Consider the following 23,231-nt stretch of genomic DNA (forward strand, 5'->3'; position numbering starts at 1 on the left):
GGGTCACGTCCAACTGGTGATAACGCGGGAAGACAACAGACGAAATCTGTTTTTTCTTGTCGCGCCGGGCGATCAGGTAGCGTCCCAGAATCTCCAGCCAGCTCTCCCGCGCCCAGACCTGTTCCCACAAGTAAGCGGTGCGATGCCCTCCTGCCAGGTTGACCGGGTTGCCCGCTGCACCGTCATCACCCAGGTTGAACGGCAAAAACACTGTGGCCGGGCCATCAAGTTTGGTGACCATGGCCACTTCCTTGTTGCTTACGGCAAAGTGGATCAAGGCGCCACTGGGAAAAGACAGCAATGGCTCGGGTGACTGGCCTTTGGAGCGGGGGTGGCGGTCAAAACGGTATTGGTCAATCGCATCCCCAATGCTCTGGGTGAAGTCCGTCTTGAGCTCCACCGTGGCTACCGGCAAGCCGTTCAAAAAGAGCACCAGGTCAATACTGTTCTCGTTGTGCAGCGAATAACGCACCTGACGCACCACGCGCAGGCGGTTGGCCGCATACCGGGCCAAGATGTCGGGGTTGATGGCCAGTGCCGGTTTGAATTGGGCCAGGGTCAGGGGGGTTTTGAGGCCCAGCAGTTCAATACCATGGCGCAACACATCGAGCGTGCCACGCTGATCGAGCTGGTCACGCAGGCGCGTTAAAAGTGTTTCTGCAGCCTTTGCCCCATGATTTTTATTCAGGATCTCCCACGCTTTCGGTTGGGTGGCTAGCACCCATGCCAATACATCGGCGGGCAATAGGGCGCGGGCGCGGTCGTAGCCTGCAGCGTCACCGTCGGCATATAGCCAGTTGTTCTGTGACAGGTGGTGGCAGATTTCGGACTCGAAGCTGATTTCTTTGTGCAGGCTCATAGCGATTGTCATTGGTGCCCAGCGACTTAGATTGCCAGTTGCTGGATTGGCCGACGCAGGGCGGCCTCGAATCGAACCAGCTCTGCGATCAGTTGATCCTGCAGGTCAATCCACCCCTCTGCAGGCGTCCTCCAGCCACCGGGTATGTCAAACGAAATTCGACATCCTTTTCGCCCAGGTAAGTCATCCCAGTTCAGGCTGTGGCCAAAGCTCGTCTCGATGGTTTCCAGTTGACCTTTAAGTGCTTCAAAGGCTGCAGTGTTCCATTCATCGGGTTTATTGCCATCGCGTATGTAGCACTCGACCCTGGCCCGGTCCTCGGTCAAGGATAAATTCAAACTAAAGCCAGAGCGACCAATACCAGCGGACAGCCAGTGGTCGGACGATGTGCTTCTGTTTGCAAGTATTTGGGTGCTGGACCTTGAGCGGTCTATCAGTTGCGACCAGAACTTTCTGAAGAAGTCCTGGCGAACGGATCGAACTTTGCGAACTTCCTGCTCCTGTTCGCGCACCTTGACTTCGTAGTCAGCGGCTTCAGGTAACGGAATAATCTGCGCCACGTCAATCAGCATGGTGTCGCCCAGCTTATAGGGCTGAAAGCGGATGCAGGTAATGTCAATATTGCGTTTGTTAAGCCAAATTACCGCCGTGGTCAATTCAGACGAGAAGTCGCCAGACACCAAAATAATGCGTACCTCGCCTGTAAGCTCAATTTCATCAACCGAGTCGGCTTCCAGGAAATCCAAAATCTCTTTGGTGGCCCGTTCCTTGGCGTCGTCGCCACGCAGCAGACGCGCATAAGAGGCAATGCTGCGATCCAGTGTCATGCTTGCCACCATCGCGGCGTAACGAATAGCCTGCAGCTCCATGTGGCCGCCGTCTTCAGTTCGCTTGATTTCAACCACCACCAAGTTGGCCTTTTTGTCCAGGCACAGCAGGTCTATTCGGCGTTTACTGTCCTCCCAATCGCCAAACTCTTCACCTATGACCATCAATTCATCACCCAACGATGCGATGTCGGCGCGCAGCAGCTGCTGCAGGTCTTTGCGCTCCATGAATCTTTCGGCCACGAAGTTTGTGGGCGGCAAAGCTGTCAGGCGGCCAGAATTGACTTGGTAAAGCGGCATTCGCGGTTCTCCCTGGTTTTTTAATGAGGCAAGTTTAAGCCCGGCGGTCTTAAGGATATCTAAGCACCTCGCACGTCAATCTGGCCAGTGACAGCAGCCGAGATGAGCGCGGTTCGGCGTTCTCGCAGCAAGTCGATGGCGCGTTGGGCTTCGGTGGTAAGGGTTTCGAATTTGGCGATCTCATTTTTCAGCGTCTGAGCGATTTCACGCTGCTCAGCTACAGGGGGGACGGTGCATGCAAGGTTTTCAATCACACCCATCCCGATGTTTTGCTGTGTTCCAAAACTCCAATTGAGCGTGACTGCTTCTTGGAAGTGCTTTGACCGCATGAAATTCAACACGAAGTGCGGCACCGAATCCTCATTGCACCGAATAGCCGCAAGTGGCGACCAGATGTTGAAATCAGTACGGTCTTCAACGATGGCGGTAATACCAGTTGTTGCACCTGACTTGACCATGTAAATATCATGCAGTTTGGGTGCGTATTTCAAGGAATATCGGGCATTGTCTTCCTCCGATATACAGGCCCGCACCTTCAAAAAGTTGATACAGCCCGACGAAACAGCTTCTGCTGAAACGAATGGCACACCTTCATCAATAAAGCTGGGCGTCTCATGTGGGCCATCAGTGATTGGCACAGAAACAATTCGTTTGATTGGCAGCACCTCCCAATGCTCCGGCACATCCCCCAGCCATTCAATACCTGACGGCTTCATGGGGACATCTGGGTTCAGGCCCCGGGTGACGGCGTGAGAGATGACAGCCTGGCGCTTTTCTTTCAGCAACACCATCAGCCGCCGCTGTTCTGCCACCAGCGCATCAATCTTCGCGGTTTCTCGGTCGAGGAAGGCTGCGATTTGGGTTTGTTCGGGGAGGGGTGGAAATGGCAAATCAAGATTGTCAATTTCGTACTGACCAAGCCCGACACGGGTAAGACCGTTTGCCCGAACAGCCACACACGACTTAACGTAAGTTGAATCAAAAAGCCTCTTTACAAATGCGCCGTTGGCGTCCTTTGTTGGGCGAATCATGGACAAGTGATAACCGCAGACGACTCCGGGCAGGTCGGCTGGAACGTAAGCGGCAATCGCTATGTCGTCAGCAGTCTCCGAGTCTTTCGTGATGATTGTGTCACCAGCTTGAAGAGTGAACTTTGCAATCTGGTCTTCCGTGGCCGTGGCAACCATGAAGTCCGTACTTGCAAGTATGGTGTCGTTGTAATAGACGTCGGTGTAATTGCACAACTGCACCGGCGTTTCACCGTCGTATGACTTCTTGTCAACGTTGCTTGGGTAAACATGGCATGTTTGTTTGAGCCGCTTTACCTCCCAATGCCCCGGTACCTCCCCCAGCCACTCCACACCACTGTCCTTGTACTTCGGGTATCGCGGGAAGCTCATGCCGTCAACCCGTTGATCATGTTCAGAATGCGGTCGGTCACGCCCTTCAGCTCCGCGTCGATCTCGGTCAGCGCACGCGGTGGCTTGAAGACATAAAAGTGACGGTTGAACGGAATCTCGTAACCCACCTTGGTCTTTTCGGTGTCAATCCAGGCATCGGGCGCATGGGGCAGCACTTCGCGTTTGAAGTAGGCGGCAATGTCATCGCTCAAGGGCACGTTTTCAGTGTCGCGCAGGCTGGTATCAGCAACGGGCTTGCCTTTGCCCTTGCCTTTGAGGCCCAGCACCACCTGGCCTGCCTCGTCTCGTTCTGGCCGCTCGACGGTGATGGTGTGATAACCAAAGGCGTCGTTGGCAAAGATTCGGCTGATCGGCACCGGGCTGCCGTCCACCTGGCGGCTCACCTCTTTGAAGTCACCAAACAGGCGGGTGATGTCGTCAATGTGCTCGGCACTCAGCTCCTTGCGCTTGCTGCCTAGACTCTTGCGCATCTTCTGCCAGAAGCTGCTGGCGTCAATCAGTTGGACCTTGCCTTTGCGGGCGGCGGGCTTGCGGTTGCTGACAATCCACACATAAGTGCTGATGCCGGTGTTGTAAAACATATCAGTGGGCAGGGCGATGATGGCCTCAACCAGGTCGCTTTCCAGCATGTAGCGGCGAATCTCGCTCTCGCCGCTGCCAGCGCCCCCCGTGAACAGGGGTGAGCCATTCAAGACGATGCCAAACCGGCTGCCACCATCCACGGCGGGGCGCATCTTGGCCACCAGGTGCAGCAAAAACAAGAGTGAACCGTCGCTGACCCGTGGCAAGCCGGGTCCAAAACGACCATTGAAACCCATGGTTTCAGCCTCTTTGCGAATTTCTTTCTCAATCTTTTTCCACTCCACACCGAACGGCGGATTCGACAGGCTGTAGTCAAACACTTTGCCATTCAGCCCGTCCGCAGACAGGGTGTTGCCAAAGATGATGTTGGCGATGTCCTGACCCTTGATCAGCATGTCGGCCTTGCAAATGGCATACGACTCAGGGTTGAGCTCTTGGCCGTACATCACCAACCGGGCATCTGGGTTGAGGCTGGCCAGATGCTCACCCGCCACGCTGAGCATGCCGCCCGTGCCTGCGGTGGGGTCGTACAGGCTGCGCACCACGCCGGGTTTGGTCAGGGCGGCGTCGTCTTCAATGAACAACAAGTTGACCATGAGGCGGATGACCTCACGCGGAGTGAAGTGTTCACCTGCGGTTTCGTTGGACAGCTCGGCAAACTTGCGAATCAGTTCTTCAAAAACTGTTCCCATCTCGGCATTGCTGACCACATCAGGATGCAGGTCGATGGTGGCGAATTTCTCCGTGACCATGTAAAGCAGGCCAGACTTGGCGAGTTTGTCGATTTGGGTGTGGAACTCAAAACTCTCAAAGATGTCACGGACGGCTGGGCTAAAGGCCTGCATGTAAGCCCGCAGGTTTTCACCAATGTGGTCCTGGTCGCCCATGAGCTTTTTGAGGTCCAGGGGTGACGTGTTGTAAAAGAACTGGCCGGACTTGCGCAACAGGAACGGCTCGGGGTTTAACCCTGCTTTCTCACGCAAGGCTTTTTCCGCCAGAACCTCCACCTTAGTGGCCTGCAACACACAGTCCAAACGACGCAACACCGTGAAGGGCAGGATAACTTTGCCGTACTCGGACTGTCTGTAGTCGCCGCGTAACAAGTCGGCGACGGACCAGATAAAGGATGAAAGGTTTGTGTTTTGGGTAGCCATATTTTTAAATTGGGAATCGCCTGGGTGGATCGGGTTTAACTTACTTGGCTCAGTTAAGCGTGATTCCGCTCGTAGGCTCTGGCGTCTATTTCGAATGGGGCATTAGCGTACCCGACAGAAACAATTTGTTGTAAATAGGCAGGTAGAAAGGAAGCAATAGAACCGGCCTGTTCGTATTGATGAACGTGCCGAAACTCATGCGACAGCAATCTGATGTTGTCATGGCCATGGCACACGTATATGCCATACCCAAGAGTTAGACCAATCATGTCGGGACCGAGCAGCCCGGTGGCAAGAGCCGCCTCTCTCAGTTCAGCGTCTTCCGGTAGCGGCAAAGACGGCACTTCAGCGATACGAATACGGTCGGGATATAAGACCCCAACACTTCTCGCAACAGCAAGCAGAGTCTCTTTTAAAGGTTGCCCTACCTGTGAAATAGACAAGCAATGAGCTTCAGCCCAAGTTATCGCCTTAGGAAGAATCGTTGGTAAAGCAGTGCGTAGATCAAATGTCATTGAGATACCCAAAAAGTTAACTGACACGCTACAGCAGAAGGCCTTAATCCGTTTAACAAGAATGTAATGCATACTGCTCAACCAAGCTTGGCTACTTGTTACTAGTGCCTTGGCTGAGCAATAGGCCACCATCCATTACCAAGAGTCATTGAATAATTAATTCAATGAATAAATAATATCCCTTTACTTTCAGATATTTGCGCTCAACTACAGAAATAAATATGGAGTGTACTGCCTAACATGATAAACAGTGATTTTTTTAACCTATTTTATCAGATAGCCATTACCAAATTACGACAAATATCCTCGAGTTGGCCAGCATGGCAACACTAGAAACAAATCTACTTTGTAAACTTTTCTTAGTTATGACTTTTTAAGCAGGTGCTCAAATTTTGAGATTTGAACTTCTTTGGATACATTGAAAAAGGGCAAGGGTTACACGACTCAAACGTCATCAGCTGAGACCATTTATCCAAGAGCCTCAAAAAGACTTTTTTTCGAACTGACATTTGCTAGTCAGTCATCAAAATTCCGCTCGCGTTGGCTCTTAAAAAGAACACCTTCATGGATTTGTTGCGAGTTCAGTTCTGACTGAAAGTCAGAACTGAACTCGCAATCTCATGAAAGTAAAGCTATGAAACTGACGTTGAATACAGATAAATTTGAAAATAAATTAAGAGATTTTAAGATATTTATTAAATATGATCCACATTCTCAGAAAGAAAATAAGTATAAAAAGTCTCTTTTAAAATGCAAATTATCAGAATTAAAAAACTTCAACGTAAGAATGAAAGCATATCTATTATTTTTGGATGGCCTTTCTCAAAGAAAAGGATCTGAAATAATCGATAGAGATGATTTTGAACACTTAATAAATGAATATATTTCATGGTCTTTCCATGAAATTAAATATATATCATCAAATTTAACAGAAATAAATCTTAAATCAAAAAAGAATTTTTTATTGAAAACTTTGGATTGATGATTAATTAACTATTCAGCTATACCAAATTATGATCAAGAATATTATTAAATATATTCAATAAAATTTTTACATTGATAATTTATATCATGCATTTATTATTAAATAAAATCAATGATATATCATTACTTCAAAGGCCCGCTTTATACGGGCCTTTTTTTTGGACTAAATTTTATTTATTTTTTAGTGACAGGGGGCCCGTGCCAAGGCCGTTCAGGCCGAGGTACATGGGGCGCAGGCGTCAGCCGTAGCTCGGACATGCCGGGGGCCCGTCACGTCCGGCTTGCCCGGACTGATGGGTCGGCAATGGCCGAGGGGGGGCCGCACCAAAAAACATCGACAACGACCCCCAGAGGGGGTGCCCGCCAGGGCAGGGCCAGAAGGCCCTCGGTCGAGGTTTAGACACGCCCAAGCGTGTCGGTTTGGTGTGGGGGCGCAGCCCGTCCCCATAGCAAAGCGGCGGGCAACCTGGTTTCAAAAGAGAAGACCGTACAGGTCGAGCTTGAAAGCGGGTTGCCCGCCGGTAGGCGTGGGACCCCGAGCATGTCTTCAGACATGCGCTGGAGGCGAAGCCGAAAGGCAAAGGAAAAGTTTGATTGAGTGCGTCCAGCACTCAAAGCAAGGGAATTTTGCGACAGCAAAACCACGCAGTGGCCTTGCGGTCAAAGCTTTTACACGCAGCGGCCACTGGCCGCGTAGACATTTGCGACAGCAAATGAATCATGGTCACGACCTGCTAAAGTAACATGATAAACATAGTGTTCAGTGACAATGAACAGGTTTTTTATCACATTCTTTAGCATGTAATGACCGTACCGCCCCCCTCAGAACAAGACGCTAGCGGACTAACGCCACGTGAGGTGAGTCTTCGCAACGACATCGTTGGATTGACCGCAATCCACCGCTTTAAATGGCTTAGGCCGCGTGAAATAGGCAATGTTTTATGGCCCAACGCCCTTAAATCCAGGCACATATCTGGCGCGAGAATTTGCAAAAAGTGGCTGGATAGGGGATATGTGATCCAAAGAAAATTGCCATTGCATTACGGATATGCATACGTACTTTCACAGATTGGTGCGGACTTTCTGATCGAACGCGGTGTGCCGGATGCGACCACTGGTAAAAGAGTTGGGGACTTTGTTGAGACTTCTGGAAAAAACAAGGAAAAGCTTTGGCTCCCAACCAAACTAACTTTTGAACATGATCTATTGGCTGCAGGATTCTTAACATTGGCGCTAGGTCGTGGACATGCGATTAAGACCGAACAAGAAATTGCAGAGATGAACCAACAAAAAGGACAAAAAATTCCCGATGGATTGGTTTTACTTAAAAATAAAAAGTGGATGGCAATCGAGGTCGAGAGATCCAGAAAGTACGGTGAGAACATGCGTACGTTATGCCGTAACTTTTCGATAATAGGCGCCTCTGGTATTAGTTATGCTTTTCAAGAGGAAATTGATAACTCCTTACAAACCATTCATATTCCTGTTCAAGAGATCGGATTGGTATTTGAGGACTTGCCAACAAAAGATGTAATGGGTAGAAAAAGAATAAGCCATCTTGACGCTATCAGGCCACAGCTCCAAGCTCAGATGATAGGAGATCAATCGATTTCGCTTCTAGTCTTCGAGCTGACCTGTGAAGGAGGAAGTGTTCTTGGTTTTTCGGAGAAAAGCGTTGAGATTAAGCCATGCTGGGAAGTTGCATTATCTAAATACTTACTCGGAAATGATTGGTCATGGCGCAACGGAAACTATATATCATATATTCCAGATGTAAGTGAAAGACTCGGTGGTAACTCCTTAAAATTTGTGACCCTAGCAGATTATAAATACAAATTTCCTTTTAACGTATTTATATGGAAAGCAAATGAAAGAGTTTCGAATTCTTGGAAAATTCAAATGAGCCGTGAGGAATCAACGCAGGAATTCTCATCTCATGAAGAATATTCATCCTATCATGCTCCATTTCTCTCTACTTCACTTGAAGCGATCGATGTTGACACCGCTAAATCTGAAGCAAAAAGGTTACTGCAAAGAACCCAAGAATATAGATCATGGTTCAAACAAAAATGGCATAAGGAAAATCGCCGCGCCTCATTCATAGAAATAGTCGGCAGTATTGATGACCTATAGTCGTAGAAATATAAATCTTGGCTATAAATTACCTTTTATACCAATAGATAATTTTTATTATCTAAAAATAATTAGAGCCATATTAATTAAAGGCTCTATCAGACACAGAAAAATTAGTCTTTCTTTCAACCTACAAGCACTCATATTGCTTTTTATCATGCGGTAGACCCATCCAAATCCTTTTATCGATACAAGCTTTCCTAGCATTCCTTTCGATTTGTTATGAAAACCAATGCTTCTGTGTTGTTTTTTTTCGCTATCCAAGAGGAAAAAGAGACGGAGGTGACTGAATAAAAGCAAGATAGTGCAACGGCATCTAAGATTTACAATATTGTTTTTTATATTTTGTTTTACAATATCTCTGCTGGATTCATGTCGGGTTCAGAAAAACACAATATTTTGGAAATTATCAATGTCTACTCTCTCAGAAATCGAAGCCCAGATTGCTGAACTCACGGCCAAGGCCGATCAGATGCGCCTGGAGCAACACAGCAAGGCGGTTTCTGACGCCCAGGCAATCATTAACTCGTTCAATCTGAAGGCGTCGGATCTGGTGTTCTGTTCGGACAAGGACAAGGTGGAAAAGTCTGCGAAATCAGTTTCAGTGAAGTCCAGCAAGAAGGCGGAAATCAAATACCGTGACGACAACGGCAATACCTGGTCTGGCCGTGGACTCAAACCGCGCTGGCTGACGGCTGAGTTGGAAATTGGAAAATCACTGTCCAACTTCCTGGTGCAGCCTGTCCTGGCTTAAAGGTTTGACTTGGGTTCGCACTGCCTGTTTTTAAGGCAGTGTCGGCAAATTCAGGCGGTGCAACGGTTTGACCGCTTGTGCGGTGACTTATCCCCAAGCTTGGGCACACAACACGGGGGTAACTGCTTTACCGCCAAAGTGATGACAAAATACATACTTCGTTAGTATGTATTTTGGAGGTTTGCTCATGTCAAAAGAAGCTGTTTTCACCATGAAGTTGGAGCCCGATTTGCGGGAAGCTTTCATGAGCGAGGCCCAGGCCAGCCACCGTCCTGCCTCCCAAATCCTGCGGGAATTGATGCGAGAGTTTGTTGATCGCCAGCGCCAGGCGCGCGAGTACGACGACTTCCTGGCGCAGAAGGTTCAGGCGGCACGCACCTCGATGCAGGCTGGGACAGGGGTTTCCAATGAGGAGGTGGAGGCACAGTTTGCGGCACGACGCGCCAAAGTGGCGGCTCAAGGGTGAAGGTTGTCTGGACGCCCGAAGCCCTGCAAGACCGTATTGATATCTGGGACTACATCGCCACCGATAACCCGCTCGCCGCTGTCCGCATGGATGAACTGTTCAGCGACTGCGCCAGTCGTCTGGTCGAGCACCCCAAGCTGGGTCGTCCTGGCAAAGTTCCTGGCACCCGTGAGCTGGTGGCGCACGAGCATTACCGCCTGGTGTACGAAATTGTCAGCGACACGGTATGGATACTGACCTTGGTTCACACAGCCCGGCGCTGGCCCCCGGTCAAGTCTTGACTGCCGTACCTGGCAGGAACAAATTCATGACATCACATGATGTCATTTCACATTGTTTGGTTTGATATCAAATTAAATTAAGCGCGCACGATGGCTTAGTCTTTGCGTGCCGCCAGCACCTGCATCAACTCCGCCACCTGAACCTTCATCGCCTCAATCTGGCCGCGCAGATTGGCCGCATCCTCCCGTGCCGCACTGGCCTCCTGGTGCGACTTCTCCTGACCCGCTTCGGCCTTGGCCAGACGGCCACCCACACGCTTGACCTCCAGCTCCGCCGTGGTGCGTTGCTCCTGGCGGGCCAGCTCGATGGCCTCGGCCCTGGCCTGCACTGCCACCAGTTCACCCCGTACCTGGTCACGCTCGGTCGCCACTCCCGCACTGAATCTCTTTTGTTCCGCCACGTCCGCCCGTAGCTGGTCAACCTCTTTTGAATGGCGCTGACGCTCGGCCTCAATACCTGCCGTCATCCGGGCCAGCTCTGCCGCTTGTTGGGCAGCATCCTGGGCATGCCGTTGGCGTTCTGTTTCCATGCTGACCACCATGCGGGCCAGCTCCGCTGCCTGCTGGTCGGCTGCACCCTTGGCCGCTTGCTCAGTCAGTGTCAAACGCTCCCGCACCTGGGCCAGCTCCACCGCTTGCGCCTGATGGTTTGCCTGCAACTCCGCAAGCCTGCCCTCCAGCAACGTCACCTGGGCTGTAGACACATCCACCTTTCCCTCCAGGTCTTCCACAGTCTGCGCCGCATCGGCCAGCTCAATCTCCGCCTGGGCACGCTGTTCTCCCGCAGAATGCACCACCTCATGCACCCGCCGCTCTGCGGCCTTGACCGCCTTGTCGTTCAGCTCCACCGCCAGCGCCCCCAGGCGCTGGGTCAGCTCCTTGGTCACCAGCGCCACCTCTTCAGCCACTTCAACCGGCAACTCGGCCACCGGCTCCGCACGGGTTACTGACTGACTGGCCAGATGCTCATCCCACACCTGCTTCAACCGGGTGGGGTTCCCCCCACCCACCTTCTGGCGCAAGGCAAACCCAGTGATGTTGCGGCCTGACGCCTGTAAATCCTGACCGGCACTGATAACCAACTCGGGGGGGAACTCAACGGGACGCATGGCAAATCTCCTGAAAGTTTGAAAAAGGGGGAATGAATGATGGACAAAAGAGATTTTAACACAACAAACAAAGAAACGAACTAATAAAAAAACAAATTAAACACACCAACCAGCCACAATTTCTCGTCTTGCTGTCAGTTCGGCCAGCGCCAAACCCGGCCAAGTCGGCAAAACCGACTGCAGCAAGCCGAATTCCGCCCAAACCACCCACCTGGCAGGAAAAGAAAGGAGCAATCGATTTAAACGCGCTGGAGCAGCGGAAAACGCCACAACCCTACCTACCCCCTTGGATAGTTCGCAAAGGTCGCTGGAGCATGGGTTCTGACGTGCTTGCAGGCGACTCCGCGTTTAAAAGCTCAGGCGTTGATGTCAGGTTTTGAATTGAGAGTGCTTTTCTGAGGTCGTTGCCACCCCTGACTTTTTGCCCAACTGGATGTTTCTCCCCCTCGTGCAGAGGGGGTCGGGGGGTTAGCAGCAAGGAGCCGCAGGCGGGCGGCACGGCGGAGAGGTGGACACGAAGTGCCACCTTGACCAGGGGGTCTGTCACTTCCCCTGTGGGGGACTGTTATTTTTAGTTTCTCGCGCACGCACGCGGTTAACTTTTTAAAGAATGATTAAAAAATGATTAGCTTGGTTTTTTGGATCAGCTAAAACCTAGCATCCATGCGGGTTCCCAGCTTTTTCTGGCCTGTGGACAGGTAGGCGCTATCCCGTGATTTGGTAGGCGCTATCCCGTGATTTGGTAGGCGCTATCCCGTGATTTGGTAGGCGCTATCCCGTGATTTGGTAGGCGCTATCCCGTTACTTTGTGGATAACTTTTGCACCTTGTTGGCGAATTTTTTCGCGGTTCTTTTATCAATTCTCACGAGGTCTGCGTCATCTATGTCACATGTCCAGCCTGTTATTTCGCTTAGCTTTAGAAGTGCTTCACTTAGTTCTTGTTTGAAGCTCTTAAGTGATTGGTTTTCACTCCCACTCAATCTAGAAATAGTTTCAACTTTGAACGCGAATGGTCTCGCATGAGTAGAGTAAAAGCCGTGAAGCCATTGCGCGAGCGGTTGCTTTCTAAGTGCCCTGCGTTCTGCGAATTCAATCTTTGACCACCCATCAGCGCCAAAGAGCTTGACAATTGGAGGGTTCATTTCGATTACATATCGCCCACTCTCGTCATTCCTCGCTCCGCCGATAAGCATCGGCCCAAAGTATGATTTTTTGTTGTCCTGTATTTCCACTACAGACGATGCCAACCGTGCGAACGCTCCTTTAAGCCAATCGGCATCTTTGCCACCTGTAGATCTGTCAATCGCTTTTAAAAATCCATTTGCTGAAAATTGAATTCGTGTCCCCAAGCCACTGATCCGAGCGAGGTGCAATGTTTGTTCCCAAACGTCCAAATCGCCTTGATCGAGTGTTGGCCCCGTATGAATAATTAGTACTCCATCTACGCTGGCTTTCTTGACTCGCTGTTGGAATGCACGGCGACCACGTTGAACAATTCCAAATAGTGCAGACCGAAGTACGCTGTTGGGAACGCCTCTTACTGGCTCTGGCCAGAGTGGCAACTGCTCCGGTGTATCAAAGGAAGCTGATTCAACGAGTGCGCCTGGCGCTCCCAGTTCAGAAAGTTCAACAGGCTCTTTTGACTGTCCGCGCAACTTGGCAAGAGCCATGTTTTCTTCATATGTACGCTTAATAAGCATAGAGATTCATACTTAAATAAAAATTTTGGATTTTTCGGGGATTAATATTAGTTCTAGATAATTTTTATATGGCAAATGAAATTTCTTTGAATTAAATTTCATTTATCAAAAAACAAGCGTAAAGATTTTTCGACTAATTCTGTTTCGGTTACTCGTGAACCAGTTTCTACCGACCTCTCATAAGCCTCTCGCTTGAGAGTATTAATCAGATCCAATGGCAGACGAAAAACTTTTTGCTCGCGATGCACTTTAGCTTCAATTACTGGAGCAGAATTTTTATTCTTCTTTTTATCCAACCTGTCCGAAGCATCTGCAGCTCCGCCTTCAAGAAATTCAACTGGATCTTTTTTCAATATGAATTGGTCTGTGTTGGGTTTTGATTTCACGCTTGCACCTCGCGAAAAAAGGCTTCAATTTCAGCGATCGCTGACTGATCTTTTCCCAGCTCCTGGACGATGACACCCTCCCCTATTGCTCGGCGAAAAGCTACACGTTCACAAACTTTTGTAGGCAATACGGTCAGTTTTTGTTCGTTCAAAAACTCCATCATTTCTGCCGTGTCCTTACTGCGCGGATCAACGCGTGTCAGCAATACACGCACATCAAGTTCAGGGTTGTAGTCCCGGCTCAACTCGACTACTTCAAGCAAGTCAGTCATTGCCGCGGCATCAAGATTGCTCGCACCGATCGGAACAATGGCCATTTGTGCCAGCAGAAGTGCTGAACGCAAGCCAACAGAATCACGCCCTCCAGCATCGACCACTACATGTGCGTATTTGGCAGCTAACTGCTTTCCTTCAGTAAGGATGGCTTTGCCAGCTAGGCATGTGGTCGTGGGACTAGCTCCATGCGCCTGGTTATCGCGCCGCCATGCGGCCCAGCTTGCCGCACTGGCTTGCGGATCACCGTCAATTAGAAGTGTCTCGCCCAAACGAGACAGCATAGTGGCCAAGTGAACCGCAGTGGTTGTTTTACCAACCCCTCCTTTAGTGTTGACGACCGCATAAATCATATTTTTCCTTATAGAAATATAGCTATCATTATAGCTATATTTCTATATAAATCAGATTTTCAATTTGCTATCTTGATATATAGCTATCTTATAACCCACCTCGTTTTATCGACTGCCGCGCCGGAACTCCCAGGGTGGCACTGGCACAGCATCACCCCACAACCCACGCCGCCCAGCGCGTGCCTCCTGCTCTGCGAAGTCATACAGCTTGCGGTCGTTGGCCTTGTAGTGCCAGGCAAACCCACGGGAGACTTGCTCCAGGTTCACATCCTGACCAGAAGGGAGAAGAATCTTCCCGACTTCGCGCTGGTACCTGTCCTTCCTGTCAGTCTCAACCGAAACCTGCTTGTTAAATACCAGGCCGCTCAAGCTTTGCTTTGAACGCATGCCAAAGGCTTGTTTTCTTTCAGGTGTGTCGATGCCGGACAACCGGATCTTGTGTTGCGTGTTGGAAGCGTCCAGTACGGTCACGGTGTCACCATCAGCAACACCGACCACGCGACCAGTGATGGTGGCGGCATTTGCAAGGGTGAGGGCACTGGCTAGCGCCAGTGAAGATGACTGGCCATGGTGTTTTCTGACTTTGAGATGAATGGATAGGATGACGCCATGAAACAACAATTCCTCGTTCAAGCCATTTGGGACTCCGATGTACAAGTCTGGTCTGCCTATTCAGATGATGTGCCCGGTCTTGTCACTGAATCAGACACTCTTGAAGCACTAGCCACCAAATTGGAAAAAATGGTGCCCGAGCTGCTGGAATTGAATGGACGCCTCAGCCTGGAAGAGTTGCCGGGGATCAAAGCAATCACTGTGACAGTGACGGATGAATTGGAGGCTAAAACACAGCCCGTACCCGCCTGCCTGGTCGTCAAGGTTCACATGCAGCCAGCCACAGACATGGCTTAAGCATCATTCTCAGTAGAGACACACGACAGTTGCCAAGGCATTGCAAAGTACGTTCTAAAACACGTCCTGGCGACAATCTAAGTCGCTTTTTGAGCAAACACGAACCCTTCTAACTAAAAATTAGAAGGGTTTTTTTGGGGGTAATTTTCGCTAAGTTGTTGATTTAATTGGAGAAAATTGAATTATTGAACGGTTCAATTTGTCAAGATATAGTTTTTCCAAACAGACATTACCAGCCTCAGTGACAGCATTTCGTTGAGACGCGCTTGGAGTTGACTACTCGTTTGTATATCCCCCAAACGGGGGATATACGTCGGGTTAAAGCCACTCGCCGCGCTTGTTGATAAAACCCCACTTGCCATTTTGTTTGACTGCAGCCCTTCCACCTTTGAATTCCTTTGCCTCTTCAAATTTGGCTGGAATAACCCAACCTTGCCGTTCGTTGATGTACCCCCATTTCCCATTGCTTGATTGGACTGGCGCCAGGCCTTCACTGTAAGAACCGACATTTTGGTATTTTGGCCCGGTCGATTGACAGCCGCCAAGAACAAGCAGGGAAGCGGATATTGCAATTACCAATAATTTTTTCAGCATATAAATTTCTTCGTCATGAACCACTAAATCTGATGTGGATGGGCTTTCACCAGGCTCAATAAGTCATCCCGTCTTTAGCAAAAGTGAAAAGCAATCCCAATGAATGGTTACATACGAAAGGACATAACACCATCCCCCGTTTGGGGGATGGTGTGCCTTCAGACGGGTAAATTTTTCACCGGACTCACCACCCCCACCCGCTTGTAAAGCGTTGTGCGTGACACCCCATAGCGCTTGGCGATGTCATTGACCTGGGCTGCAGGGTCGCCCAAAAGTGATTTGATTTCCCGAATCTGTTTTTCGGACAGCTTGGGCTTTCGCCCGCCGACCCGGCCCCGCGCCCGGGCCGCACTCAAACCCGCCAGGGTGCGTTCACGAATCAGATTGCGCTCAAACTCGGCCAGTGCGGCAAACACATGGAACTGCAGCTTGCCCGAGGCGCTGCCGGTATCAATCTTCTCGCCCAGACTCTCGAACGTGATGCCCTCGCGCTCCAGGTCGCTGATGATCTTCACCAGGTCAGCCAGGGACCGTCCCAACCGGTCCAGCCGCCACACCACCAGGGTATCGCCTGAGCGCAGGGACTTGCGGCAATGCTCCAGCTCGGCACGGCTGGATGACTTGCCGGAGGCTGTCTCTTCATAGATGGTGAGACACCCGGCACGGGTGAGCGCATCACGCTGCAGGTCCAGGTTCTGGTCGTCGGTCGAAACACGGGCGTAACCGATGCGCTTATTCATACGTTTGAATTACCTTGCCTTGCAGGTGAGGGAGATCGCTACCTGATTTTGTAGTGACAAACTATACTTTGCACTACATAACAACCCAGCAGGTGTGCAACATGACGACCGCTACTGTCCCGATGTCAATAAGGCTGGAGCCGGGCGCCAGACAAAAGCTCAAGGAAATCGCTGCACGGCAAAAGCGCACAGCGCATTCACTGGCCACTGAAGCCATCACCGCCCTGATTGAACAGAAGGAGCGAGAGTACGCCTTCAATCAAAGCTGCATGGCCTCATACAACGAGTACAAGGAAACAGGCTTGCATGTCACACACGATGAAATCGTTCCGTGGCTGGAGTCCCTATTCACAGACGATGAGTTGCCACCACCCGCATGCCACGCATAATTTATACGCCTGCGGCTGTTGCCGACCTCATTCGGTTTGCCAAGTTTCTGAGTGCCAAAGACAAGCACGTTGCCAAGCGAGCCATCTCCATCATTCGGTCAGAAATTGAAAAAGCAGCCATCCTGCCGGACAGATACCGCCCGGTGCCGGACCTAATTCATTTTCGGGAAATCATCATTGACTTTGGCAGCAGCGGCTATGTCGCCCGGTTCAGGTATGAGCCAGGGGGCGACCTCTTCATAGTTCGCATCAAGCACCAACTGGAAGACGACCCGCTGACATAGGGTCGCAAACGACAACAACTCAGACGTTTCACCGACGTTGATTTGTGGATAAGTTGAATGACACTTTCGAGTAAAAAAACGGGCCTTTTCATGGCCCGTTTTTTGTGTCCGTCAAACGACCGTTTTACGGACACATTTAGGTGCTGATTCACAGGTGGGTCAAAAAAATAGTTTGTTAGAACCAGCCGTTGACGCAGTAAAGCACTAATTGAGTAGCTTTTAACTATGCCCCGCTAAAGCCTGGAATATCTCCAATTTGATTAGCTATCGAAATCATCAGCACCGACTTGTGCTGACCTTCCAAGTAATGCGCTATAAAGTGCATCGACTGGCTTGTCCGCATAGATCTCTTTAATTCTTTGCAGCGGATTTAGAAGCAGGACGTACTGAAATTCCCCTGCAAGACCCGGCTTCACTTGTATGAACCCTAAGGCTTCCAGTCGCTTCATTCGATTTTTCCAAGTGACTTCCGCACGAGGCCCACTGAATCCCGACTCATACGCCATTTCACGTGGATTCCTAATCTCAACCATTGCTTCGTCAAAGACCCAACACCAAAGTGTCAAATATGTACTCAGCAACGGAAATCCTTTCCCTGACAGTTGATCCAATAGCTGTCCAATGAGCGGCATTGTTCGAGGAATGGTTGTAAAACCAGTGCGCTGCTTTCGTAGCCAGAGTTGGGCATCGGTGACACTTGGCCAAAGACGTTCACGCATAGCTTTTCGGCGGTCAGAAACAGTTTTTTTACTTTTAATTTCGTCAATTTTCATTTAAATAGTCTATAAATTTAAAAAATAACTTTTACATGCATCTAATAGTGTTGTAAAACAAAGTGAACAGCAACAAACGTTGCAATATACACTATATAAATCAACAACTTAAGAGATTTTCGTCAAAAAAACACGTACTCCGTTTTCCGTTATCAGTCCTATGTTCTTAGTGATTAGGTTTGCAATCGTGATTAAGGATGCCAATAATCTATGCCAAGACGGTTCGAGAGCGAGTGCAATACGAACGTGCTGCCCAGAAATGGGTCCTGCGGTCAGCAGGGGTAACAGAAGCTCGCGTGACCTGAAGAAATTTGGGTCGAGGGAAGACGCTACGGCGTCTTTTTCTTTTTCGGGCGCGTTTTCTTCACGCTCTTTTCGAACACCCCGGCAATTTGTCCAGCCAAAGATCCAAACCGCCAATTGCTTGCGTTTGAGCTCACTTGCAACGGCTTCATGTAGGCACTCTGTACATACATCCTTAGCGTTGGAACAACACTGACCTCGCCGGTATCTTTTTTCAAGTCGAAGAAGATCGAATAGGGTTGACTTTGACCATTCAAAGCAATCTGCGCAACATAGGTGTAGTTGTTGTTTTTCGCTCGGTATACCTTGCCCTTAAACATGGTGTCGATCAGGGTCGGCAGCTGCAACGAACAGTTGTACCTGGTCAACTCAAAAGCACGCGTTTCGTTTTCATGCGTATAAGTATGGTGATCAAGGTGTATGGTCTGGTTGAACTCTTCGGTAAAACAATGAATGCTGAAACTGACATGAAGGTCAGCATGTGCTGTGTCACGCGCATTCAATGAAATTCTTTTAAAAAACGACAATAGGTGCTCGAAATCGTAGGTGACACCATTGAATTTTTTATTCGGAAAATTAGCCATGAATTCGTACAAATTTTTTGCGCCAAGCTCGCAGTCTGAAGTTGTACCCAGAACCAAGGTGGCTTAAGTGCTAATTTAAGTTGCGTTCACCTGCCGCTTGTAAAGGCAGACATGACGTGCGCTGTAAGTGAATCGCGAGACGGGTTTCGTGGCAGTACAGAAATTTTGGGAAAGACTTCCATCCTCACACGCTATTAAATTATGAATACAAATTCACAATGTTTGAACACTGTGAAGAGGGGGTTAAACATAGAAGTTCATCAAGCACTCGCTGTTGAACAAACATCTGGCGCGCAACCGCTGCTACAGGGATGCCTAGCTGCTCAGTCATGACACGCAGTCCATCAGACACCACTTCCGGCGTTTCAATCACCATGTTCTTGTCTTCATGTTCTTCTATTGCCTCGCCGTGCCGATTCAATCCGATATAACCAGATCGCACTTGCTCTTCAGTAAAAACACCGAGTTGCTTCCCACGGTAAAGAATTGCAGCCTTGGAGACGCCCCATCGCATCTTGAGTTCACTCAGTCCGTCCCAATTCAATCGTGACTTACGAAGTGCCCGCTGGTACTCGGCCATGAAGGAGGCTCGTGGTAACAGGAATGCACTAGCAAAGCGATTCGCTTGACTTTCCGTTAAACGATCACCTGTGAGTACACCAATGTGTAATGCAAAGTGACCGAGTTCATGTGCAATACCAAACCGTGTACGACAAGCTGACCGACCGTTTCCATTCAATGCAATAACCGGTCTCTTAGTCGCAAATGAAATGGCATCAACTTCTGTGGCCATCCCGTTAACTCGCATGACCACTGCCCCAGCGTTTTCCGCTACCCGTGTCATGTTGCCAACTGGCCCCAATCCTAATCCCCACTGGCTGCGACATTGTTCTGCGCCACGTTCTATGGCTTCATCAGAGATGGGGTCTGTTTCTACGATGTCATACGCTGGTAGATCGAGGTATCTATCCATGACCAATACAAGACGCTTTAACATCTCTCCACGTGCCCTAGCGTATTGCCGCAGTGCTACTTTGGTAGTAAGTTGCTTTCGAAAATGGCACTGCTCATCGGTTAACGGCATGGGGTCTATTTGGCGTAAAAACTCCGGAAGAATGCCGAGTTCCTCCACCAATGCAATTTCGAGCGCGCTTGAAACAGGCTCTGCCCCCGTCTCCACTCTGCTCAAAAACTGCTTGGACTTACCGAGTCGTTCACCTAAATCTGCAAGCGATAGACCTTGAAAAAGACGTGCAAGTCTAATATTAGTTCCAAGTACGTCGATCATTTCTAAACCGACGCTGCGATGTCATCGTCTGCAAGACGTCGTTTCGGTACAACGACCGGCTTGGCAATTTCTACTGCCGCTGGCATCTCTTGCTTGATGTTAGTAAGTGTGCGAACGTTTTGGGCCGATTGCCACTGACAGACCAACATATTTGTGGAGCTGTATCCCAACAGTGAAACCTTAGGTTCACTCTCTTCGCCCCCATAAGAAGAGTCGACCACAAAACAAAACCGTGCAGCATGGTTGGGCTCAGCTTCTTCCAGAAGCGGCATTTGATAACGATGAGTCTCCAACACAGCCTTCTTGGTTGGTGTGGTTGCACTGTCATTGGTAAAACGACAGGGTATGCCGCCGATAGTGAAAACCAAATCATTTCCACAGTTTTCTAAACCTAACCAAATATGATTTTGGCTTAGAAACTCATTTGTGATACGTTGCTTCTGCCGACCAAAGCGGGTAGTGCCACGGGTGTAAGGTCCGTCGGTTTCACGGACTAGGTCATCTTCTGTCGCATACCACTCATCGAGGAGCCAATTGGCGACCTGAGACAGGTATTCGTCTTTGAGTGATGGTTGGAAATCAGAAGGCTTTGAGGTTAACATTTGTGCAAAATTCTTGTTTCGTCAATGAATTATGTGCGAAATTTTAATTTCGTCAACCTTTTTCTGATCGATTACTTTGAACTTGCTTTTTTTGGGTCATTGGCTCATCCGATGGGGTTAGTCTCCTGATTCCTGGACCCGTTAGATGGCGATTCCAGCCAGTTTTCGCGGCAAGAATTTGCATCATCTGCAATTCGACAGTAACGCGAAGGACAAATCACTCCATGATTCAGATCTGCCTTTTTTGAGCGTCCTCTGAAGTCCGATGCGCATTTACGCATTCACACCAACATCCTGAGCTTGTCTGAGCGTCTCATATAGCCCAGCATGGTTGAGCAAAATGTCCTTCAGCCCACTTTGAACCGACTTGGAATTCAGCGCCTGGGTGCTCATCAGCGTATGGGCGTCCAGCGCGCCCATGATGGCGTTGAGCAATTCAGTTTTCAAATCTGGTGAGTTGGCAAACTGCTCTTTGGTGTTGCTGGTCGCTTGCTGCCGCAATTTTTCAGATTCCAGCAACTTGCCTTTGATGACGTTGTTCACATAGACCAGCTTGTCCTGGTCAGTGAGTGCGCCGTCAAACAGGTCGTTCACCTTCTCGATGATTTCCCTGAGCAGGGCTTTGTCCTTGTCTTGCACGCTGCCACCGCCTGCGCCACTTAAGGGATCAATCTTGGGTGTCTCGCCTGCACCCAAAGGTAAGTCACGTTTGCCCTGGTCTTTGAGGTCATGGTGTGTCAGCACCACTTTGGACAGGTCGATGCCTTCGCGTTCCCGGCCAAACTCCAGTAAGGGCAGGAGGCGCTTGAAAAAGATGGCTCGCTTTTCGATGCCGGTGTTGCCGTAGTCGAAGATTTGCGACAGGAAGGTGTAGAGCCGCAAGTAGGCACCCAGGTCACCTTTGAACAGCACCAGGGCATCGAGTTCGTCCTGTGCTGTCTTGGTGGCAGTCGCATCTGCTTTGGCTTTTGCCGCCGCCAGCGATGCCTGTGCCGCCTTGTAGCGTTTTTTCAACCGGTCTTGCACCGGCTCCAGTGCCTTGATCAGCTCACTCTGTTTGGCGTTGGCGTTCATCTCCACCTCGACCACCCGATCCACCTCAAAGTCATCGTAATGACCCGCCGCGTCCAGCTTGGCCCTTAGATCGAACACCAGGTGCGGGTCAGTGGTGGAGCTGAGTTCAGCGGTGGTGTGGTACATCTTGAAGGAGGCCAGCACGTCCTCGGGATCATTCACAAAATCCAGCACATAGGTCGTGTCTTTGCCAGGGTGGGCACGGTTCAGGCGGCTCAGGGTTTGCACGGCCTGAATGCCGTCCAGGCGCTTGTCCACGTACATGCCACACAGCAAGGGTTGGTCAAACCCGGTCTGAAACTTGTTTGCCACCAGCAAAAGTTGGTATTCGTCACCCTTGAATGCCTCCCGGATGTCACGGCCCTTGAGACCGGGGTTCAATGCAAAACTGTTTTCAGTGAAGCCGTCCGTGCCGGAAAACGGGTCGGTCACTTCGCCTGAGAACGCCACTAGCGTGCCGATCTGATAGCCATGGGTTTTGATGTAACTCTCCATTGCCAATTGCCAGCGCACAGCTTCCAGGCGGCTGGCGACCACCACCATGGCTTTTGCCTTACCTTGCAGGAGGGGGGACACGAATTCACGGAAGTGCTCGACAACAATTTCGACTTTTTGCGAGATGTTGTACGGGTGCAGGCGTACCCACCCCATGATGCCTTTCATGGCGGCTTTGCGTTCGACTTCCCTGTCATCGAGCTCCCGACCGTCTTGGGCCAGCTTGAATGCCAGTTTGTAGGGCGTGTAGTTCTGCAGTACGTCCAGGATGAAGCCTTCTTCAATCGCTTGGCGCATGGAGTAGACGTGAAATGCCTTGGGCACGTTGTCGGGCGCGGGTTTGCGAGTGGGGTCAGGCCGGGTGCCAAACAGCTCCAGGGTCTTGTTTTTGGGCGTGGCGGTGAAGGCCACAAAGGTGATGCCACCGTCATCAGCGCGGTTGGCCATTTGCTCGGCCAGGATGTCCTCGGTGCTGATGTCGCCACCGTCATTCAGCTCTTTCAACTCTTCTGGACTCAACAGGGCCTTGAGCTTGCTGGCAGCTTCACCTGTTTGTGAGCTGTGGGCTTCATCGGCAATGACGGCAAAACGCTTGCCCTGGGTGGCCGCCAGTTTGCGCACGGCTTCCAGCGCGAAAGGGAATGTCTGGATGGTGCAGACCACAATCTTCTTGTCACCAGAGAGGGCTTCAGCCAGCTTGCCGCTCTTGCTACCGTCCTGGTTGGTGATGGTGGCCACCACGCCGGTGGTGCGCTGAAAATCAAACAGGGCTTCTTGCAACTGCGCGTCAATCACGTTGCGGTCGGACACCACCAGCACGGTGTCAAACACTTTTTTGCTTTGCGCGTCGTGCAGTTCGGCCAGAAAGTGTGCCGTCCAGGCAATCGAATTGGTTTTACCGGAACCGGCGCTGTGCTGAATCAGGTATTTGCAGCCCGGCCCGTCTCGCAACACCGCCACTTGGAGCTTGCGGGTCACGTCCAACTGGTGATAACGCGGGAAGACAACAGACGAAATCTGTTTTTTCTTGTCGCGCCGGGCGATCAGGTAGCGTCCCAGAATCTCCAGCCAGCTCTCCCGCGCCCAGACCTGTTCCCA

25 protein-coding genes are annotated in these 23,231 nt (G+C 50.3%); 8 read left to right on the forward strand and 17 right to left on the reverse strand.

Going from position 1 to position 23,231, the window contains the following annotated elements; translation table 11 throughout:
- The 5 genes from PHQ58_RS21200 to PHQ58_RS21220 form a co-directional block, all read right to left on the reverse strand.
- Positions 1-859 (reverse strand): type I restriction endonuclease (locus PHQ58_RS21200; protein WP_300115381.1); only part of this gene is annotated, 859 nt, incomplete at its 3' end.
- Between the two features lie 26 nt (positions 860-885).
- Positions 886-1,986, reverse strand: a complete 1,101-nt coding sequence (locus PHQ58_RS21205; protein WP_300115383.1) for a DUF4268 domain-containing protein — start codon at positions 1,984-1,986, stop codon at positions 886-888.
- 59 nt (positions 1,987-2,045) lie between these two features.
- A complete protein-coding gene (locus PHQ58_RS21210) occupies positions 2,046-3,386 on the reverse strand; it encodes a restriction endonuclease subunit S (RefSeq protein WP_300115384.1) in 1,341 nt (446 codons plus the stop codon).
- Positions 3,383-5,143 carry a class I SAM-dependent DNA methyltransferase gene (locus PHQ58_RS21215; protein WP_300115386.1) on the reverse strand — a complete coding sequence of 587 codons (1,761 nt, stop codon included), beginning with the start codon at positions 5,141-5,143 and terminating at the stop codon, positions 3,383-3,385. Before PHQ58_RS21215 ends, PHQ58_RS21210 begins: the two co-directional genes overlap by 4 nt.
- Before the next feature lie 53 nt (positions 5,144-5,196).
- Complete coding sequence (locus PHQ58_RS21220; protein WP_300115388.1) at positions 5,197-5,658, reverse strand: hypothetical protein; 462 nt, start codon at positions 5,656-5,658, stop codon at positions 5,197-5,199.
- 634 nt (positions 5,659-6,292) lie between these two features.
- On the opposite strand from PHQ58_RS21220, the gene PHQ58_RS21225 reads away from it, so the two are divergent.
- The 5 genes from PHQ58_RS21225 (at position 6,293) to PHQ58_RS21245 (ending at position 10,276) form a co-directional block, all read left to right on the forward strand.
- Complete coding sequence (locus tag PHQ58_RS21225) at positions 6,293-6,640, forward strand: hypothetical protein (RefSeq protein WP_300115391.1); 348 nt, start codon at positions 6,293-6,295, stop codon at positions 6,638-6,640.
- A gap of 806 nt (positions 6,641-7,446) precedes the next feature.
- On the forward strand, positions 7,447-8,775 hold the full coding sequence (locus tag PHQ58_RS21230) for a hypothetical protein (RefSeq protein WP_300115393.1): 1,329 nt from the start codon (positions 7,447-7,449) through the stop codon (positions 8,773-8,775).
- A 412-nt stretch (positions 8,776-9,187) separates the two neighbouring features.
- Positions 9,188-9,529 carry an H-NS histone family protein gene (locus tag PHQ58_RS21235; protein WP_300115394.1) on the forward strand — a complete coding sequence of 114 codons (342 nt, stop codon included), beginning with the start codon at positions 9,188-9,190 and terminating at the stop codon, positions 9,527-9,529.
- A 187-nt stretch (positions 9,530-9,716) separates the two neighbouring features.
- Positions 9,717-9,995, forward strand: coding sequence for an antitoxin of toxin-antitoxin stability system (locus PHQ58_RS21240; RefSeq protein WP_300115396.1), 279 nt, complete (start codon positions 9,717-9,719; stop codon positions 9,993-9,995).
- The gene (locus tag PHQ58_RS21245) at positions 9,992-10,276 is read left to right on the forward strand and encodes a type II toxin-antitoxin system RelE/ParE family toxin (protein ID WP_300115398.1); all 285 of its coding nucleotides are present in this window, start codon (positions 9,992-9,994) and stop codon (positions 10,274-10,276) included. The genes PHQ58_RS21240 and PHQ58_RS21245 overlap by 4 nt, the downstream gene beginning before the upstream one ends.
- Before the next feature lie 95 nt (positions 10,277-10,371).
- Here the strand turns inward: PHQ58_RS21245 and PHQ58_RS21250 are convergent, their stop codons facing one another.
- From PHQ58_RS21250 to PHQ58_RS21270, 5 genes are all read right to left on the reverse strand, one after another.
- On the reverse strand, positions 10,372-11,385 hold the full coding sequence (locus PHQ58_RS21250) for a DNA-binding protein (protein ID WP_300115400.1): 1,014 nt from the start codon (positions 11,383-11,385) through the stop codon (positions 10,372-10,374).
- A gap of 801 nt (positions 11,386-12,186) precedes the next feature.
- Positions 12,187-13,056, reverse strand: coding sequence for a plasmid replication initiator TrfA (gene trfA / locus PHQ58_RS21255; RefSeq protein WP_300115401.1), 870 nt, complete (start codon positions 13,054-13,056; stop codon positions 12,187-12,189).
- A gap of 128 nt (positions 13,057-13,184) precedes the next feature.
- Positions 13,185-13,472 (reverse strand): hypothetical protein, encoded by a 288-nt coding sequence (locus PHQ58_RS21260; protein WP_300115402.1) that lies wholly within the window; start codon positions 13,470-13,472, stop codon positions 13,185-13,187.
- Complete coding sequence (locus tag PHQ58_RS21265) at positions 13,469-14,098, reverse strand: ParA family protein (RefSeq protein WP_300115404.1); 630 nt, start codon at positions 14,096-14,098, stop codon at positions 13,469-13,471. The genes PHQ58_RS21260 and PHQ58_RS21265 overlap by 4 nt, the downstream gene beginning before the upstream one ends.
- A gap of 105 nt (positions 14,099-14,203) precedes the next feature.
- On the reverse strand, positions 14,204-14,731 hold the full coding sequence (locus PHQ58_RS21270) for a thermonuclease family protein (protein WP_300115406.1): 528 nt from the start codon (positions 14,729-14,731) through the stop codon (positions 14,204-14,206).
- Here PHQ58_RS21270 and PHQ58_RS21275 point away from each other — a divergent pair.
- Positions 14,708-15,007, forward strand: coding sequence for a DUF1902 domain-containing protein (locus PHQ58_RS21275; RefSeq protein ID WP_300115408.1), 300 nt, complete (start codon positions 14,708-14,710; stop codon positions 15,005-15,007). The two genes, PHQ58_RS21270 and PHQ58_RS21275, sit on opposite strands and share 24 nt — an antisense overlap.
- Before the next feature lie 318 nt (positions 15,008-15,325).
- Here PHQ58_RS21275 and PHQ58_RS21280 read toward each other — a convergent pair whose 3' ends face one another.
- Positions 15,326-15,601: a WG repeat-containing protein gene (locus PHQ58_RS21280; RefSeq protein WP_300115410.1), complete on the reverse strand. Its 276-nt coding sequence runs from the start codon at positions 15,599-15,601 to the stop codon at positions 15,326-15,328.
- Between the two features lie 158 nt (positions 15,602-15,759).
- Positions 15,760-16,341, reverse strand: coding sequence for a recombinase family protein (locus PHQ58_RS21285; protein WP_300115412.1), 582 nt, complete (start codon positions 16,339-16,341; stop codon positions 15,760-15,762).
- A gap of 101 nt (positions 16,342-16,442) precedes the next feature.
- Here PHQ58_RS21285 and PHQ58_RS21290 point away from each other — a divergent pair, with 101 nt between their 5' ends.
- Both PHQ58_RS21290 and PHQ58_RS21295 read left to right on the forward strand, forming a co-directional pair.
- Positions 16,443-16,730, forward strand: coding sequence for a CopG family transcriptional regulator (locus PHQ58_RS21290; protein WP_300115413.1), 288 nt, complete (start codon positions 16,443-16,445; stop codon positions 16,728-16,730).
- Complete coding sequence (locus PHQ58_RS21295; protein WP_300115415.1) at positions 16,718-17,014, forward strand: type II toxin-antitoxin system RelE/ParE family toxin; 297 nt, start codon at positions 16,718-16,720, stop codon at positions 17,012-17,014. The genes PHQ58_RS21290 and PHQ58_RS21295 overlap by 13 nt, the downstream gene beginning before the upstream one ends.
- 260 nt (positions 17,015-17,274) lie before the next feature.
- Here PHQ58_RS21295 and PHQ58_RS21300 read toward each other — a convergent pair whose 3' ends face one another.
- From PHQ58_RS21300 to PHQ58_RS21320, 5 genes are all read right to left on the reverse strand, one after another.
- Positions 17,275-17,787 carry a hypothetical protein gene (locus PHQ58_RS21300; RefSeq protein ID WP_300115416.1) on the reverse strand — a complete coding sequence of 171 codons (513 nt, stop codon included), beginning with the start codon at positions 17,785-17,787 and terminating at the stop codon, positions 17,275-17,277.
- Between the two features lie 329 nt (positions 17,788-18,116).
- Positions 18,117-18,593 carry a hypothetical protein gene (locus PHQ58_RS21305; protein ID WP_300115418.1) on the reverse strand — a complete coding sequence of 159 codons (477 nt, stop codon included), beginning with the start codon at positions 18,591-18,593 and terminating at the stop codon, positions 18,117-18,119.
- Positions 18,594-18,873: 280 nt separating this feature from the next.
- Positions 18,874-19,962 carry an XRE family transcriptional regulator gene (locus tag PHQ58_RS21310; protein WP_300115420.1) on the reverse strand — a complete coding sequence of 363 codons (1,089 nt, stop codon included), beginning with the start codon at positions 19,960-19,962 and terminating at the stop codon, positions 18,874-18,876.
- A 2-nt stretch (positions 19,963-19,964) separates the two neighbouring features.
- Positions 19,965-20,564 (reverse strand): hypothetical protein, encoded by a 600-nt coding sequence (locus tag PHQ58_RS21315; protein ID WP_300115422.1) that lies wholly within the window; start codon positions 20,562-20,564, stop codon positions 19,965-19,967.
- Positions 20,565-20,837: 273 nt separating this feature from the next.
- On the reverse strand, positions 20,838-23,231 hold a 2,394-nt coding region (locus PHQ58_RS21320; protein ID WP_300115424.1), incomplete at its 5' end, for a DEAD/DEAH box helicase family protein.

The organism is Rhodoferax sp., from assembly GCF_028688795.1.
Classification (GTDB): Bacteria; Pseudomonadota; Gammaproteobacteria; order Burkholderiales; family Burkholderiaceae_C; genus Rhodoferax.

What these genes read in the sequence shown, in the direction of transcription:
- PHQ58_RS21205 (WP_300115383.1), bottom strand. Translation starts at nt 1,986, where the DNA reads ATGCCGCTTTACCAAGTCAATTCTGGCCGCCTGACAGCTTTGCCGCCC.
- PHQ58_RS21210 (WP_300115384.1), bottom strand. Translation starts at nt 3,386, where the DNA reads ATGAGCTTCCCGCGATACCCGAAGTACAAGGACAGTGGTGTGGAGTGG.
- PHQ58_RS21215 (WP_300115386.1), bottom strand. Translation starts at nt 5,143, where the DNA reads ATGGCTACCCAAAACACAAACCTTTCATCCTTTATCTGGTCCGTCGCC.
- PHQ58_RS21220 (WP_300115388.1), bottom strand. Translation starts at nt 5,658, where the DNA reads ATGACATTTGATCTACGCACTGCTTTACCAACGATTCTTCCTAAGGCG.
- PHQ58_RS21225 (WP_300115391.1), top strand. Translation starts at nt 6,293, where the DNA reads ATGAAACTGACGTTGAATACAGATAAATTTGAAAATAAATTAAGAGAT.
- PHQ58_RS21230 (WP_300115393.1), top strand. Translation starts at nt 7,447, where the DNA reads ATGACCGTACCGCCCCCCTCAGAACAAGACGCTAGCGGACTAACGCCA.
- PHQ58_RS21235 (WP_300115394.1), top strand. Translation starts at nt 9,188, where the DNA reads ATGTCTACTCTCTCAGAAATCGAAGCCCAGATTGCTGAACTCACGGCC.
- PHQ58_RS21240 (WP_300115396.1), top strand. Translation starts at nt 9,717, where the DNA reads ATGTCAAAAGAAGCTGTTTTCACCATGAAGTTGGAGCCCGATTTGCGG.
- PHQ58_RS21250 (WP_300115400.1), bottom strand. Translation starts at nt 11,385, where the DNA reads ATGCGTCCCGTTGAGTTCCCCCCCGAGTTGGTTATCAGTGCCGGTCAG.
- trfA (WP_300115401.1), bottom strand. Translation starts at nt 13,056, where the DNA reads ATGGCTCTTGCCAAGTTGCGCGGACAGTCAAAAGAGCCTGTTGAACTT.
- PHQ58_RS21265 (WP_300115404.1), bottom strand. Translation starts at nt 14,098, where the DNA reads ATGATTTATGCGGTCGTCAACACTAAAGGAGGGGTTGGTAAAACAACC.
- PHQ58_RS21275 (WP_300115408.1), top strand. Translation starts at nt 14,708, where the DNA reads ATGAAACAACAATTCCTCGTTCAAGCCATTTGGGACTCCGATGTACAA.
- PHQ58_RS21280 (WP_300115410.1), bottom strand. Translation starts at nt 15,601, where the DNA reads ATGCTGAAAAAATTATTGGTAATTGCAATATCCGCTTCCCTGCTTGTT.
- PHQ58_RS21285 (WP_300115412.1), bottom strand. Translation starts at nt 16,341, where the DNA reads ATGAATAAGCGCATCGGTTACGCCCGTGTTTCGACCGACGACCAGAAC.
- PHQ58_RS21290 (WP_300115413.1), top strand. Translation starts at nt 16,443, where the DNA reads ATGACGACCGCTACTGTCCCGATGTCAATAAGGCTGGAGCCGGGCGCC.
- PHQ58_RS21295 (WP_300115415.1), top strand. Translation starts at nt 16,718, where the DNA reads ATGCCACGCATAATTTATACGCCTGCGGCTGTTGCCGACCTCATTCGG.
- PHQ58_RS21300 (WP_300115416.1), bottom strand. Translation starts at nt 17,787, where the DNA reads ATGAAAATTGACGAAATTAAAAGTAAAAAAACTGTTTCTGACCGCCGA.
- PHQ58_RS21310 (WP_300115420.1), bottom strand. Translation starts at nt 19,962, where the DNA reads ATGATCGACGTACTTGGAACTAATATTAGACTTGCACGTCTTTTTCAA.
- PHQ58_RS21315 (WP_300115422.1), bottom strand. Translation starts at nt 20,564, where the DNA reads ATGTTAACCTCAAAGCCTTCTGATTTCCAACCATCACTCAAAGACGAA.